This window comes from Parasaccharibacter sp. TMW 2.1891 (assembly GCF_023337675.1).
GTDB lineage: Bacteria > Pseudomonadota > Alphaproteobacteria > Acetobacterales > Acetobacteraceae > Bombella > Bombella apis.
This window is the reverse complement of record NZ_QORT01000001.1, coordinates 1,158,986-1,173,137: the sequence shown is the minus strand read 5'-3', so window position 1 is coordinate 1,173,137 and position 14,152 is coordinate 1,158,986. Positions and strand designations below refer to the sequence as shown.

The window sequence follows — 14,152 nt, the reverse complement described above, 5'->3', positions numbered from 1 at the left end:
TTCAGTCCTCCCCGCAGAGGCTGCGGGCCAGTGTGGCAAAGGCCGTTCCCCGTTCCTCGAAATTGCGGAACTGGTCAAAACTGGCACAGGCCGGGGACAGGAGTATGGGCATGGCCTCGTGTGTCCGGGCATGGTCCCAGGCGGCCCGTGTTGCCTGCTCCAGCGTTCCGCTGATCTCGAAAGGAACATCATGGGCTGTCAGGGTTCTGGCCAGCAATGGGGCATCCTGCCCGATGAGGAAGGCACGGCGCACATGGCCGAACAGTGGTGCCAGACTCTCGATTCCTCCTTCTTTGGCCATGCCTCCGGCAATCCAGAGGCTTTTGGGGAAGGCTTTTAGTGCATGGTAGCTGGCTTCCGCATTTGTGGCCTTGCTGTCGTTGATGAAGCTGATTCCATCAGCCTGCGCCACGAGCTGGAGGCGGTGGTCCAGCCCGGTGAAGCTTCTGATGCCCTCGGCAATCTGTTCCTCGGAGAGGCCAAGATGGCGGGCGATGGCCCGGCAGGTCTCTATGTTCTGGGCATTGTGCTGTCCAGGCAGAAAGGGGGCGTCTGTTTCTGGAACAGGCTGGGTGATCGAGAGTGTCCGTACCGTCACGCCCTGCCGCTCAAGCCGCTGGTGCAGTCCGTCCGCCCAGGAGGCCTTTTCGCCCAGAATGGCAAGGTCGCCTGCGGTCATGTTGTCAAAGACATGCGCCTTGGCATCCAGATAGCCCTGCATGGAGCCGTGCCTGTCCAGATGGTCCGGTGTCAGGTTGAGCAGGGCAGCGGCACAGGCGTGATAGTCCTTCAGCCGTTCCAGCATGTAGGACGACATTTCAATGACATAGACGCCGTCATCCCCCAGAGCGGGCAGGGCGAGAGAGGCCGTGCCAAAATTGCCGCCACAGCAGGCCGGGATGCCGGCCTGTGTGAGAATGTGGGTCAGCAGGGCCGTGGTCGTGGATTTGCCATTTGTACCCGTGATGGAGACGAACCGCGCGCGTGATCCTGCCTTGCGAGCCACCTGCCAGAGCAGTTCTGCATCGGAGAGGATCGGCACATGCTGCTCCCGTGCCAGCAGGGCAGCAGGGTGTGGCCGGGGCAGATGGTGCGGGATGCCCGGCGAGAGGATCAGGGCATCCATGCCGGTGAGGTCAGTCAGGGGCGCCAGTGTCAGGCGGGGATGTGAGGACAGGGGAGCTGGGAGCTCCGGCCTGCTGTCATCCCAGGCCTGTACGGTTGCTCCCATATCCAGCAGGGCCTGCACGACGGCAGCACCGTTGCGGCCCAGCCCGCAGACAGCATGATGCTGCCCGGTCAGGAGTGTTGCAGGCCATTTCTGGGGGGGAGGAAAGGGCAGGACAGTCATCAGCGCAGCTTCAGTGTGGCCAGACCACACAGCCCCAGAATGATGGCAATGATCCAGAAACGGACGACAATTTTCGGCTCCTGCCAGCCTTTCTTTTCAAAATGATGGTGCAGCGGTGCCATGAGGAAGATGCGCTTCCCCGTGCGGCGGAACCAGAAGACCTGGATGATGACGGAGATCGTTTCCACCACGAACAGGCCCCCCACGAGGCAGAGCACCAGCTCATGCTTTACAGCCACGGCCACGGCCCCCAGGGCACCGCCCAGTGCCAGAGACCCGGTATCTCCCATGAAGACCTCTGCCGGTGGAGCATTGAACCAGAGAAAACCCAGTCCGGCTCCGATCAGGGCGGCGCAGAAGATGCTCAGCTCCCCCGTGCCGGGAACATGATGGAGCTGGAGATAGTCGGCAAAGACATGGTTGCCGACCAGATAGGCGATCAGGGCGAAGACGAGGGCGGCGATGATGGAGGGCACCGTGGCCAGCCCGTCCAGCCCGTCCGTCAGGTTCACGGCATTGCCGAAACCCGTGATCGTCACCATGGCGAAGAGCGGGAAAATGTAGCCCAGATGCAGCACGAAGGTCTTGGCGAAAGGAAAGGCCACGGCATTGCGCAGGTCCGGTGGTGTCAGGGCTTCCATGGCAATCCCGGCAAGGCATGAGATCAGGAATTCCCCGCCCAGCCGTATTTTTTTGGAGACCCCTTTGCTGTTGCCCTTGGCCAGTTTGAGATAGTCATCCGCAAAGCCTATGGCGCCAAACCCCAGGGTCGTGAGGAGAACAGCCCATACAAACCCGTCAAACAGGTCCGCCCAGAGCAGGGTGGAGCAGGTCAGGGAAAACAGGATGAGACCACCGCCCATGGTGGGGGTACCGGCTTTCTCCAGTATATGCCGTTCCGGCCCGAGGGTCCGTATGGGCTGCCCTTGCCGCTGGATGCGTTTGAGCTGGGCAATGAAGGGCTTGCCGAGCAGCAGGGAGATCACCAGTGCCGTCAGGCAGGCGCATCCGGCCCGGAAGGTCATGTAATGCAGCAGGTTGAGAAGGCCGCCATGGGAGGAAGAAGGTGCAGCAAGAAGGTTGAAGAGCATCAGGCGGACTCTGGGGCGTGTGTGGTGGTGGACATGGGCTGCTCCAGCAGCGCAATGAGGGCACGCATGTTACTGCCCAGGCTTCCCTTCACGAGCAGCACATCCCCTTTTTGCAGGGCAGGGTGCAGCAGGGAGGCAAGCTGGACTGAATTTTCAGCATATCCTCCCTGTAGGGAAGGAGGAAGGGCCTCGTAAAGGGATTTCATGTGCGGGCCGCAACAGAATGTCAGAATGTCATGCTTCATTAATGGTTCAGCCAGAGCCCGGTGTTCGGCTTCGGCAAACTGGCCCAGCTCCCTGATGTCGCCCAGGGCGGCCAGATGGCGTCTGGCGGGCATGAGGGCGAGCGTGTCCAGGGCTGCACGGACACTGGGGCCGGAAGCATTGTAGCTCTCATCCAGCAGGGTGATGCCGCCGGGCAACAGGCGCTGCTGGCCCCGTCCGGCTTCCGGCTGGAAATGGCGCAGGGCCTCGGCTCCGGCTTTCGGGTCCAGCCCCAGCGCAGCGATGGCCCCAAGAGCCAATGCGGCATTGCGGGCCAGATGGGGGCCGGGGGCCGCCAGCCTCACGTCGGTGTCGCCCCGTGGTGTGGTCAGATGGAACTGGCTGCCGTCTGCCGTGCAGGTGAGGTCTGTTATCCGGATGGTGGCGCTGGGTGTCACGCCTGCCTGCCAGAGCGAAACACCTGTCGGCAGGGCCTGCTTCAGGCGGGCAAGCCCCTGTGAGGCCTCCGGGCAGAGGGCCGTGCCGGATGACGGAAGGGCGGCAAAGAGGGCCGCCTTTTCGTCCGCAATGGCGTCGATGCTGCCCATATGCCCCAGATGGGCGCTGCCAATGGTGGTTATGAGGCCAATATCCGGGCGTATCTGGGCGGCGAGCGGGGCGATCTCGCCGGGGTGGTTCATGCCCACCTCGCTGATGCAGAAGGCGGCTTCTTCTGGCAGGCGGGCGAGTGTCAGAGGCACGCCCCAGTGGTTGTTGAAGGACGCCACGGAAGCATGGACCTGCCCGTAAGGTGCAAGAGCCGTGGCCAGCATGTTCTTGGTGGTTGTTTTTCCCACGCTGCCTGTAACGGCGATGACCCTGCCGCTGAACTGTGCCCGCCTGTAGCGGCCCAGAGCTTCCAGCCCTTGCATGGTGTCATCGACCTTCAACAGGCGGGGATCATCCGTCAGACCGGCCGTGCTGATGGCGGCCTCATCATGGGCCATCACGCAGCTGGCTCCAGCCTCCAGGGCCTGCCTCATATAGCGGTGTCCGTCTGAATTATGGCCGATCAGGGCGATGAAGAGGTCACCGTGTTTCAGGGTGCGGGTATCGATGCAGACGCCGTGGACCTTCACGTCACCGGCAAGCTGCCCTCCCGTGGCGGCCTGAAGGTCCTTGCGGGTCCAGAGGATGGTTGTATCGGGCATCAGGCAAGCTCCCTGGCGAGTGCGGCCGTGATGGTACGGTCATCGAACGGATGTATTTCCCCCTTGATGATCTGGCCTGTTTCATGCCCTTTCCCGGCGATGAGCAGGACATCGCCTTTCTTCAGACCTTCCAGAGCGGTACGGATGGCCTGCCGACGGTCGCCAATTTCTTGTGCCTGCGGGGCTGTGGCGAGAATTTCGGCCCGGATGGTGGCCGGGTCCTCGCTGCGGGGGTTGTCATCCGTAATGATGACTTCATCGGCCAGATGGGCGGCGATCTGTCCCATGAGAGGGCGCTTGCCCCTGTCACGGTCCCCGCCCGCACCGAAGACCACGACCAGCCGCCCGCTGGTGTGGGGACGCAGGCTGAGCAGGACGTGCTCCAGCGCATCCGGCGTGTGAGCATAATCCACGTAGGCGCAGGCTCCATTTGGCAGGTGGGCGACCGGCTCACAACGGCCGGGCACGCCCTTCAGGTGCGGCAGGAGGGCAATGATGGATTCAGCTTCTTCATCCCGTTCCCAGCAGAGGGCGGCAGCCAGCAGGGCATTTTCTGCCTGAAAACGTCCCGGGAGTGGAAAGTGGAGTGCTGGCAGGGTACGGCCATGCAGCTGGAGTGTCAGGTCCATGCCCTGCGGGGTGGGTGTGGCCTCAAGAATTCGGATGGTCTCGCCTGTTGTGCCAATCGTGCGGAGGTCCAGTTTCCGGCGGGTGGCAATGTCACGGAGGGCCTCTCTGCTTTCGGCATCCATGTCGCTGTTGATGACGGCCCGGCCCCCTTCGGGCAGCAGCGTTTCAAAGAGATGCAGCTTGGCCTGCCGGTAGGCTTCCAGCGTGTGGTGATAGTCCAGATGGTCTCGGGTCAGGTTGGAAAAAGCGGCGGCCGTGATGGCAACGCCGTCCAGCCGGTGCTGCTGGAGGCCATGGGATGAGGCCTCCAGCGCTACATGGGTGATGCCATGCACCTGCAGGGCTGCCAGAGTGTTGGCAAGGGTGACGGCATCCGGTGTGGTCAGGGGGGGGAGTGATGGCAATGCCACGTCACTGATGAGCCCCAGAGTACCGAGGCTTGCAGCCTTCTGGTGACGCAGCTGGCAGAGCTGGCGGAAGAAATCTGCCGTGCTGCTTTTGCCGTTTGTTCCCGTGATGGCGGCAATATGGTCAGGCTGGGCCCCTGCCAGCAGTGCAGCAGACCGGGCCAGGAAACGGGCCGGGTCGGGCAGGGTGATGATGAGGGCCGTGTGGCCGTTTTCCGTCTGCTCTGGCAGATGATGCTGGCCTGGGGAAGCGGCGAGGACGATTGCGGCGGCCCCTTCTGCGATGGCCAGAGGAATGAAGGTCCGTCCGTCCTGTTTCGTGCCCTTCAGCGCCACGAAGAGGCAGCCGGGGCGAGCTTCCCGGCTATCGGCGGTGATGCTGGAAATGTCCGGGTCTCTGGTGAGGTCTCTGGCAAGACCATGATGGCGGAGCAGGGAGGACAGTTTCATGACGGAGACCTTTGAGAAGGGGCGGTGAGGGTTCAGTGGCTGTGATGGGCCCCGTGTTTGGTGGCCAGTCGGTTGACGGTGACAGCCCCGGGGTCATTGCCCGGGCCGAGTGGATGGCGGACACCGGGGGGGACGGGCGGAGAGAGAGACAGGGCGAGCTGGTCGTCAACCTGCTGGGCTTTGGTCGGCTCCAGCGGGAAGAGGCCCAGCATGGGGGCGGTGCGTGTCACGATTCTGGAAAATGTCGGAGCAGCAATCCAGCCAGCAGTCGTCCAGCCATGTGTTTCTGCCGTCCCTTGTGGGGCATCCAGCATGACATAAAGGGCATATTTGGGATCATTCATAGGGAACATGCCTGTAAAGGCCGTGATGTTGACATGTTTCAGATACCCCCCGTGGGCGCCGATCTTTTCTGCTGTCCCGGTCTTTCCACCAACGATGTAGCCGGGGCTTTCCGCTTTTTTCCCGATGCCCTTGGTAACGACGAGGCGCAGGATTCGGCGGAGCAGCTCTGAATTCTTGGTGGAGATCAGATGCGGCCCCTTCTGCTCTTCCGCCATGACGACATCATCATTGAGATGCTCACGGGCCAGCAGGGTGGGTGTGACAAGATACCCCCCGTTGCCGGTACAGGCGGTCCCGCGGACAATGGCCAGCGGCGATTCTGCCACGCCATGGCCAAAGCCGACCGTCATGACCGTGGTTTCGCCCCAATTCTTGAGGGACGGGACCAGCGGGCGTCCTGCCTCGGGCAGCTCAACGGGAACACGGTCCAGAAATCCCATGTTTTTCAGCCATTCATGCTGGCGGTCCCGCCCGACATCCAGGGCGATATGAGCTGAGGCCGGGTTGGAGGAATAGGCCATGACAGAGGGCAGCGCCAGCCACGGGGCGAAGTGGTCCGTCTTGAGGTCGGAAATCTTGAAGCGGCCGACGTGGATGGGAATGGTGGAGAACTGGTCCCAGGGGTGGGCCACGCCAAGCTCCAACGCCATGGCGGCTGTCTGAAGTTTGAAGGTGGACCCTGGTTCATACATGCCGGTAACGGCCCGGTTGAATCGGGCATCGTCTGCCGCATGGGCAAAATCGTTGGCGTCATAATCGGGGAGACTGACCATGGCCAGGATTTCCCCGGTATGGACGTCCATCAGGATGGCGGAAGCCCCTATGGCCCGGAAACGCAGCTTGGCGTCATTCAGCTCATCCCGCACGGCAGCCTGCACGCGGGCATCGATGGAAAGACGGAGCGGTGCATGGTCTCCCAGAAGGCGCTGGTTGAAGAATTTCTCCACCCCGGCAATGCCATGATTGTCAATGTCAACGCTACCAAGGATCTGCGCTGCCACGTTCCCCAGAGGATAATGGCGCTGCTCGCCATTTTCGAAATAGATGCCGGGGATGCCAAGATTGTTGATGGCCAGCTCGTCTGTCGGGGCGATGTTGCGGGCGAGGTAGACGAACTGTTTTTTCTGTTTCAGGCGGCGGATGGTCTCTGCCATGTTGAGGTTGGGCAGGATCGTATGGAGGCTTCGGGCAACATCTTCAGGCTCGATGATTTCCATGGGATTGGCATAGACCTGCACGACAGGCAGCGACAGTGCCAGAGGCTGCCCATTCCGGTCCACGATGCTGGCCCGTCTGATGTTGGGCAGGACGAACCCATTGCCTGCCATGGCTTTGGGGTCCGGATGGGGGATGTCCGGTATGGTGCTGCCGACCTGGTTGGGCAGAGGGGCCATGGGGGCCAGAATGGTTGCAAACAGCGCCTTTACGGCCACGCCACCATAAAGGAACAGGAAACCCATGCCGAGATAGACCAGCCTGTTGCGGCTTTTTTCCAGCCAGCTCATGGGGTTTCGTCTGCGTTCGTCCCACCGGGCCCACAGACGTCTCAACAGGGACGGCTTTCCGGGTGGCCCGTCCTTATGGTCTGATCCAGGCTGGTTGGTCTTGCGGGACGGTCTGGAGGCCATGGGGCGCGGGCTCGGCATAGGAAAGGAAGGAACACAGGCGGAAGCCGCCAAAGGGTCAGTCTGTCAGAGGAACAGGGGGCGGAAGAGGGGCAGGCTCGTCTGCCGGGGCCGAGACTGTGTGGATTCCGCTCATGTGGCCGTGCTTGGCAGACTGGTGGACAGGGTGCCAGGCCACATCCTCCGTGGGTTCGCTGCGGGAATGGTCGGGCACGGCATGGGCCTTCCTGCGGGTCTGGCCCGTCGCACTATCCGCCGGGGCATGGAGACGATGCCGGGGCATGGCGTCTCCATCCGACCCGCTCAGGAGCGCCAGGCTTCGCTCAAGCTGGCGGTCTGCTTCACCCGTGTCATCCTTGTGGATGCGAGGATGGGAGGGTCTGCGTTCTGCGTGGTCGGTACTGGCCACGACATCACGTACTGGCCGGGGCGTTGTGGCAGGCGCCGCCGTGGCCTGATGTGCCGGGGCCGTGAGGGATGCCAGCTCTCTCTGGGCCTGTCCCCGCCCCGGGGCCATGGGGATGATGCGATGATCAATGGCGGGAAGACGCTTCCGCAGGTCTGCCAGCTGCACGAACTGAGTGGGGTCGACCTGGCTCATCTCCGGCAGAACCCGCTGCGCCAGGGCGCTGAGCCGGTCCGGCTGGTTCAGCAGAGCCCACTGGGTGCGCAGAATGGCTGTCTGCTGCTGGATGCGGCGGGTATCTTCAATGGTTTTCCTGATATCCTGGTTTAGTACGAGGGTTTCATGCTTCTTCGTGTAGAGGAAGAGGCCGGAACCAGCCGCCATGACGGCACAGAGCAGGGTGACAAAACGGATCATGCGGAAGCTCCATGAGCGGGAAGGCGTCGCAGGGCACGCAGGCGTGCGCTGCGGGAGCGGGGGTTGAGATTCAGTTCCTGATCGGACGGTGTACGGGGCCGTGTATGCAGGAGTTCAAAAGACGGGGCTTCTGTCTGCTGCATGGCAAGAGGGGTATGACGGGATGGACCAGCCATGCGGCCAGCCAGCCGGGCGAGGGCCCGTTTCGTCATGCGGTCCTCCAGCGAATGGAAGGTCACGATGCAGAAGATCCCGCCCGGTGCGAGGAGGCCCGGTGCGGTTTCCAGCGTACGTTCCAGTTCGCCCAGCTCATCATTCACGGCAATGCGGATCGCCTGGAAACTGCGGGTAGCAGGGTCGAAATTGGGACGTTCTTTCGGGACGGCTTTGCGGATGATGTCGGCCAGTTGCCCCGTCGTCTGGATCGGGCCGCTCTGGCGGGCCTCGATGATGGCCCGGGCGACACGGCGGGAGCGGCGTTCTTCTCCATAATGGTAGAGGATGTCGGCGAGAGCCTGCTCTTTCTCACCATTGACGATATCCGCCGCACTCAGGCCATCGGTGCTCATGCGCATGTCCAGCGGGCCATCATGACGGAAGGAAAATCCCCGCTCTTCCTGATCCAGCTGGAAGGAGGACACGCCGAGATCCAGCACGATCCCATTGAAGGGACCATGATGACCGGCCAGCTCTTTCATGGCGCTGAAGGTTCCCTGGTGGAGATGCAGCCGCCCCTCCGAGGCTGCCATGAGAGGCTGCCCGCGTTTTATGGCATCGGGGTCACGGTCAATCGCATGGACAGTGCAGGAGGCCGAGCGGAGCAGGGCCCGGCTGTAGCCACCCCCGCCGAAGGTGCCATCCAGATACACGCCTCCATCCTGCGGGGCCAGTGTGTCCAGCACTTCTGGCAGCATGACAGGGAAGTGTCCCTCCCGCTGCATGTCCTCAGCAATCTGATGGGCGTGGGTCACGGTGCGGTCTTCTCCCTGTTTTCGGAGCGTTTACGCTGGCCGAGTTCCCGTGTGCGGCTGCGAGCCTGCCTGCGGCGTTCTTCGGCAAGGCTGGGATTCCATATCTGGAACACACGCCCCAGCCCCATGAAGCTGACATCATCTTCCAGTCCGGCATGGTCTTTCAGGGAGCGGGGGAGGCTGACACGGCCTTCCCTGTCGCAGTCCAGCGGGTAGGCATCGGCATAGAGGCTGGTCGCCAGGTCATCATGGTCGGCCGAGAAGGGGTCATACTCATCAAGAGCGCCGGAAAAAGCGAAAAAGGCAGAGGCGGACCAGCATTCCAGGCAGTCATGAAGGTGGGATGGCCTGATGATCATCAGGGCCTCTCCGGGGCGGGCCTGTTCCCGCAGGGCATTCCGGAATGGTGAGGGAATGGAAATGCGTCCTTTGGCATCAACACGGCTGGCATGGGTACCGAGAAACATGGTCATGGTCTGCAATGTCCCTCCTTCCCTGCCTGCCATGGTGGACACATGTCCGCACCTTCATAGTGGGATTTCATGGGGTATCATGGGATTTTATGGGACGTCAAAGTTTTATTATAAAAAATGGCACAGGGATGCGGTTTTATTGTGTAGATATGGGCAGGGGTGTCTTTTTGTTAATAAAGTAAATAATTGGTATATTCTTCATTACCATCATGGAAGCGGGGCAGGTGGGCAGAATGGCTGGAAGAGGATGGCAGTGAAGAGGCCTGGCCCTGTACGTCAGCCTTGTGTGTCGGAGCGTCATGAAGGCTCTGGTTGCAGTATCCAGATGCCGTTTTCTGGGGGGCTTGCAGTAATGAAGGAGCCAGATGGTCTGTAAGCCGGGTTCTGTCCTGCCTCATACATGGTGAGGCGGGGCGATCATTCCTCTGGGATGTGTTTTGCAACACACCTCACGCAACCAACCCGAATGACAGGGCAGGACCCCTCAGCCACGGATGTGGCCCGTCATTCCTATTCGGTCTTGCTCCCGGTGGGGTTTACCATGACCGCCGCTGTTGCCAGCCGCGCGGTGCGCTCTTACCGCACCGTTTCACCCTTGTCCGCATTTTCCCACCATGACGGGGAGAAAACCGGCGGACGGTACTGTTTCTGTGGCACTGTCCCTGGGGTCACCCCCGCCGGCCGTTAGCCGGCACCGTCTTCCTGTGGAGCCCGGACTTTCCTCCATGTCCCGCAGGGGACACAGCGATCGCCCGACCATCTGGCTGGGGGCGTTATGCCGCTTGCCGTGTGGCGGGTCAAGCGGCGGTGGCAGGGAGGCCCGTTCAGGGGGTGAGGGGATGATACATGTCAGGTGAACCGGCGTCGGTCATGATGCTCTGGCCAGCACGGTCTACCCGGACATGGAAGAGAAGCTCTGCTGACGGCGTGTCGCCGGGGCAGCCATTCCCATGCCGTCCCAGGACGTCGATCGTGGGGGTGTTCACACTGCCATCACCATTGACGACCATGACAAGGCAGCGCCGGGGCAGAGGGGTCAGCCTCTTGCGGGTGATGATGGTCCGCAGATGTTCGACAAGGGCGGTATTATCGAACCAGCTCAGCTTGCTGAAGGTGAACTGGTCATAGAGGTTGTCCAGCACACCAGTCCTGACGAACAGGAACATGAGCAGGAAGGTCGGGACCAGCACGACAAGCCGTCGGATGATGTGCTGCTTCAGGGAGCGGGGTGGCCTCGGGCGGCGGCGGCCGAGACGGGGAGGGGTAGTTGGTTCGGTCATGATGGGTCTGCCCCGTGGTCATGGTGGAGACTGCGATGCCTGAACAGGCAAAACCGCCCTGCCGGCAGGGGCAGGGCGGTCTGTAAAGCTGTATGCGGATAGGCCGGTCCTGATCCGGGGAGGATCAGTCTGCCATGTCCTCGTGCCAGGCATCGCCCGTCGTGGCGATGAAGCGGCGTGCTTCTTCCGGCCCGTAGGACCCGGCGGCGTAATGGGCCATCGGAACCTTGTTGGCGGCCCATGTTTTCAGTGTCGGTTCGACCCATGCCCATGCGGCTTCCACTTCATCACGACGGATGAAGAGGGCCGGATAGCCACGGACGGCATCCAGCATGAGGCGCTCGTAGGAATCCGGAATGAGGGAGCCGTCGGCTGGAGCGAATTTGCCGGACATGGTGCCGTGCTGAAGCTCAAACCCGGCGGCAGAAGGGTTCTTGATGTTCAGGGCCAGCCCGAAACCTTCATCCGGCTGGAGGCGGATGACCAGGCGGTTGGTGGCGGCAGAGGTGCCAAACAGGGCGGAAGCAGACTTCCGGAACGTCACCACGACTTCGCTCACCTTTTTGGTCGAACGCTTGGCTGTGCGGATGTAGAAAGGAACATCTTTCCAGCGTGGTGTATCGACATAGGCCCGCATGACGGCGTAGGTCTCGGTGTGGCTGTCTTCGCCCAGCTCTTCCAGATAGCCCGGAACGGGTTTGCCGTTCATGTCCCCTTTGACGTACTGGGCACGGACCGTCTCGCTGGCCACCTTGTCCTCCGGGATGGGACGCAGGGCCTTCAGAACGTTCACCTTGGCATCACGGACAGTATCTGCCTCAAGGTCAGCCGGGGCTTCCATGGCGCAGAGGCTGAGGACCTGGAGCAGATGGTTCTGGATCATGTCCCGCAGGGCCCCGGATGTGTCGTAATAGGCAGCACGGCCTTCCACGCCCACGGTCTCGGCGGCGGTGATCTGGATGCTCTGGATGTGCTCGGCAGACCAGACGGCGCTGAAGAGCGGGTTGGCGAAGCGCAGGGCGATAATGTCCTGCACGGTTTCCTTGCCCAGATAATGGTCGATGCGGAAAATCTGCCCTTCTTCGAAGAAGCGGCTCACACCGTCATTGATGGCTCTGGCGGAGGCACTGTCTGTACCGATTGGTTTTTCCAGCACGACACGGGAGTGCGGGGTGATGAAGCCGAAGCGGTGGAGGTTCTCGCTGATGGCCTCGAAGAGCTGGGGGGCCGTGGAGTAGTAGAAGACACGGATGCGGTCGGCCGGTGACTGGTCCAGGACAGCCTTCAGGTCGTCCCAGTTATGGTCGCTCTTCGTGCCGTCCAGCGTGACGTAATGAATTTTCTTGAGGAAACGCTCGATCAGCGCCTCATCCTTGTGCTGGGCGGGGAGGAAGGTTTCCAGAGCCTCACGGGCACGGGTGATGTAGTCCTCGCGGGACAGTGAGGAGCGGGCAGTCCCGATGATGCGGGCTTCTTCTGGAACATGTCCGATGCGGAGCTGGTTGTAGAGAGCTGGAAGCAGTTTGCGCATCGTCAGATCGCCCGTGGCGCCGAAGATGACGTAGTCAAACGGTGCGGTCTGCTGAGAGTGGGCCATGGTGAGGCGTACCTTTTCTGTCTGGAAACTCGGGTGAGGCATCAGTCTGCCTCCGGTCTTGTTTCTGACCTCCTTTTAGAGCCTGTCCGATGTCCCGTTCAAGCCATAACAGGATGGATGGAAGAGCGGCCGGGAGCGGGGGCGTGCTTCAGGTCATGCAGGCAGGGCGGCAGATGGCAGGATGCTGCGGAAGGACGTGACGGCAGAGGATTGGGCCTTATGTAATGGCATGTTCACATTTGCGTTTTTCCGTCTTTGTGGCTTTTCTGGCAGTGAATATGGGCTGTCTGTCATTCATATGGGCGGGAAGGGGAAGTGCCTTTCCGCTGGATGGTATTGACCACGGCCATGAGGGAGCGATAAGCCGCCCAGAAGAACCGGCATCCGGGCAGATTTGAGGAGTATGGTGTATGGATATGGGAAATGGTGATGAAGGTACCGTGACAGGCGGCATTGCGGTTGATCGTCTGCGGTCCATTATTGACCGTGTCGAACGTCTGGAAGAAGAGCGCAAGGCACTTGGGTCTGACATCCGCGATGTGTTCACGGAGGCAAAATCGGCCGGGTTTGATGTCAAGGTCATCAAACAGCTGATCAAGCTGCGCAAGCAGGAGCCTGCCGAGGTGGAGGAGCAGGAGACCCTGCTGGACATCTACCGCCGTGCGCTGGGCATGTAAGCAGATCACGTCTCTGACGTATGGAGAAAAGAGAGCCTTTCCCTTCTGGTTCCTGCGGCCAGAGGGGAAAGGCTTTTTTTGCGTGTCTGATGGTCAGTCGGGGAGCGTCAGATGGGTTTTGCAGGCCTGCTGGAGGACGGTGATGAAGTGATGGATGAGTGGCGGCTGCTCCCCCGTCCGTATGCCGATGGCCAGCGTGGCATGAGGGGCGGGGCGGGCGATCCTGTGGAAGGTCACGCCGCCTGTATGGAGCTGGTGGAGCGACTGGGGAACGATGGAGACCCCCAGCCCGGCAGCCACAAGTGGGATGGTCCCGGCAATCTGGGGGGCCTGTTGCCCGAGGGATGGGGTAACACCGGCGTCCCGGTAGGCCGCCAGGATGGCATCAAAGAAGCCTGGCCCCAGCTCACGGGGGAAGATGATGAGTGGTTCCGTCGCCAGGCGGCTGAGATGTATTTCCGGCAGGCTGGTGAAGGGGTGGCCTTTGGGCAGGGCGATCAATGTCGGCTCATCCAGCAGGGGGATGACCTTCACGTTGGCCTGATCTGGCACGGGAGGGCGCAGGATCGTGATGTCCATGCGGTAGGAGAGCAGGGCTTCGCAGAGGGCGGGAGTATTGCTTTCTTCCAGGGACAGGGTCACGCCCGGTGCAATTGTGCTGAACTGCCGGATGGCAAAGGGGATGCTGGGCAGCAGCGGTACGGCTCCGGCCAGCCCGATGCGGAGGTGGCCTTTCTTGCCCTGGGCCAGCCCGTGGGCATCTTCAATGAACTGGCGGCGCAGGTCGAGGATCAGCCGTGCATGGGGCAGGAGGGTCAGCCCGGCTTCTGTCAGGCTTACCCCACGAGGCTGGCGGCGAAAGAGTGACACGCCCAGAGAGCTCTCCAGGCGACGGATCTGCTGGCTGAGTGGTGGCTGTTCCATGCCCAGTTTTTCAGCCGCTTTGGTGATGTTGCCGGTTTCGGCGATGGTGACGAAATAGCGGAAATGTCGGATATCCATGACCCATATATAAAA

General features: G+C 61.6%; 12 protein-coding genes and 1 other RNA gene. 1 reads left to right on the top strand and 12 read right to left on the bottom strand.

Annotated elements, in window-relative coordinates; translation table 11 throughout:
• Position 1: 1 nt before the first annotated feature.
• The 11 genes from murD to zwf all read right to left on the bottom strand — a co-directional run bounded on the left by murD (position 2) and on the right by zwf (position 12,458).
• Positions 2-1,351, bottom strand: coding sequence for a UDP-N-acetylmuramoyl-L-alanine--D-glutamate ligase (gene murD / locus DTJ15_RS05170; protein ID WP_249109568.1), 1,350 nt, complete (start codon positions 1,349-1,351; stop codon positions 2-4).
• The gene (mraY, locus tag DTJ15_RS05165; RefSeq protein WP_043559842.1) at positions 1,351-2,442 is read right to left on the bottom strand and encodes a phospho-N-acetylmuramoyl-pentapeptide-transferase; all 1,092 of its coding nucleotides are present in this window, start codon (positions 2,440-2,442) and stop codon (positions 1,351-1,353) included. The genes murD and mraY overlap by 1 nt, the downstream gene beginning before the upstream one ends.
• Positions 2,442-3,857, bottom strand: a complete 1,416-nt coding sequence (gene murF / locus DTJ15_RS05160; protein ID WP_249109567.1) for a UDP-N-acetylmuramoyl-tripeptide--D-alanyl-D-alanine ligase — start codon at positions 3,855-3,857, stop codon at positions 2,442-2,444. The genes mraY and murF overlap by 1 nt, the downstream gene beginning before the upstream one ends.
• Positions 3,857-5,344 (bottom strand): UDP-N-acetylmuramoyl-L-alanyl-D-glutamate--2,6-diaminopimelate ligase, encoded by a 1,488-nt coding sequence (locus tag DTJ15_RS05155; protein WP_043559846.1) that lies wholly within the window; start codon positions 5,342-5,344, stop codon positions 3,857-3,859. Before DTJ15_RS05155 ends, murF begins: the two co-directional genes overlap by 1 nt.
• 32 nt (positions 5,345-5,376) lie before the next feature.
• On the bottom strand, positions 5,377-7,317 hold the full coding sequence (locus DTJ15_RS05150; protein ID WP_081847748.1) for a penicillin-binding protein 2: 1,941 nt from the start codon (positions 7,315-7,317) through the stop codon (positions 5,377-5,379).
• A gap of 55 nt (positions 7,318-7,372) precedes the next feature.
• A complete protein-coding gene (locus DTJ15_RS05145; RefSeq protein ID WP_086431470.1) occupies positions 7,373-8,137 on the bottom strand; it encodes a hypothetical protein in 765 nt (254 codons plus the stop codon).
• Positions 8,134-9,078, bottom strand: coding sequence for a 16S rRNA (cytosine(1402)-N(4))-methyltransferase RsmH (gene rsmH / locus DTJ15_RS05140; protein WP_249109622.1), 945 nt, complete (start codon positions 9,076-9,078; stop codon positions 8,134-8,136). Before rsmH ends, DTJ15_RS05145 begins: the two co-directional genes overlap by 4 nt.
• Before the next feature lie 26 nt (positions 9,079-9,104).
• Positions 9,105-9,581 (bottom strand): division/cell wall cluster transcriptional repressor MraZ, encoded by a 477-nt coding sequence (gene mraZ, locus DTJ15_RS05135; protein ID WP_043561075.1) that lies wholly within the window; start codon positions 9,579-9,581, stop codon positions 9,105-9,107.
• Positions 9,582-9,938: 357 nt separating this feature from the next.
• Positions 9,939-10,345, bottom strand: an RNA gene (gene rnpB, locus DTJ15_RS05130) — RNase P RNA component class A.
• Positions 10,346-10,405: 60 nt separating this feature from the next.
• Positions 10,406-10,861, bottom strand: coding sequence for a hypothetical protein (locus DTJ15_RS05125; RefSeq protein WP_227449713.1), 456 nt, complete (start codon positions 10,859-10,861; stop codon positions 10,406-10,408).
• A gap of 124 nt (positions 10,862-10,985) precedes the next feature.
• Positions 10,986-12,458, bottom strand: coding sequence for a glucose-6-phosphate dehydrogenase (gene zwf / locus DTJ15_RS05120; protein ID WP_249109566.1), 1,473 nt, complete (start codon positions 12,456-12,458; stop codon positions 10,986-10,988).
• Between the two features lie 410 nt (positions 12,459-12,868).
• On the opposite strand from zwf, the gene DTJ15_RS05115 reads away from it, so the two are divergent.
• Positions 12,869-13,135 carry a DUF2312 domain-containing protein gene (locus tag DTJ15_RS05115; RefSeq protein ID WP_249109564.1) on the top strand — a complete coding sequence of 89 codons (267 nt, stop codon included), beginning with the start codon at positions 12,869-12,871 and terminating at the stop codon, positions 13,133-13,135.
• Positions 13,136-13,228: 93 nt separating this feature from the next.
• Here DTJ15_RS05115 and DTJ15_RS05110 read toward each other — a convergent pair whose 3' ends face one another.
• A complete protein-coding gene (locus DTJ15_RS05110; RefSeq protein WP_154981377.1) occupies positions 13,229-14,137 on the bottom strand; it encodes a LysR family transcriptional regulator in 909 nt (302 codons plus the stop codon).
• Positions 14,138-14,152: the final 15 nt, after the last annotated feature.

Bases quoted from the DNA above. Each gene is read 5' to 3' on its own strand.
- zwf (WP_249109566.1), bottom strand. From the start codon at position 12,458: ATGGCCCACTCTCAGCAGACCGCACCGTTTGACTACGTCATCTTCGGC.
- DTJ15_RS05155 (WP_043559846.1), bottom strand. From the start codon at position 5,344: ATGAAACTGTCCTCCCTGCTCCGCCATCATGGTCTTGCCAGAGACCTC.
- mraZ (WP_043561075.1), bottom strand. From the start codon at position 9,581: ATGACCATGTTTCTCGGTACCCATGCCAGCCGTGTTGATGCCAAAGGA.
- DTJ15_RS05125 (WP_227449713.1), bottom strand. From the start codon at position 10,861: ATGACCGAACCAACTACCCCTCCCCGTCTCGGCCGCCGCCGCCCGAGG.
- DTJ15_RS05115 (WP_249109564.1), top strand. From the start codon at position 12,869: ATGGATATGGGAAATGGTGATGAAGGTACCGTGACAGGCGGCATTGCG.
- DTJ15_RS05145 (WP_086431470.1), bottom strand. From the start codon at position 8,137: ATGATCCGTTTTGTCACCCTGCTCTGTGCCGTCATGGCGGCTGGTTCC.
- DTJ15_RS05110 (WP_154981377.1), bottom strand. From the start codon at position 14,137: ATGGATATCCGACATTTCCGCTATTTCGTCACCATCGCCGAAACCGGC.
- rsmH (WP_249109622.1), bottom strand. From the start codon at position 9,078: ATGCAGCGGGAGGGACACTTCCCTGTCATGCTGCCAGAAGTGCTGGAC.
- DTJ15_RS05150 (WP_081847748.1), bottom strand. From the start codon at position 7,317: ATGGCCTCCAGACCGTCCCGCAAGACCAACCAGCCTGGATCAGACCAT.
- murF (WP_249109567.1), bottom strand. From the start codon at position 3,857: ATGCCCGATACAACCATCCTCTGGACCCGCAAGGACCTTCAGGCCGCC.
- mraY (WP_043559842.1), bottom strand. From the start codon at position 2,442: ATGCTCTTCAACCTTCTTGCTGCACCTTCTTCCTCCCATGGCGGCCTT.
- murD (WP_249109568.1), bottom strand. From the start codon at position 1,351: ATGACTGTCCTGCCCTTTCCTCCCCCCCAGAAATGGCCTGCAACACTC.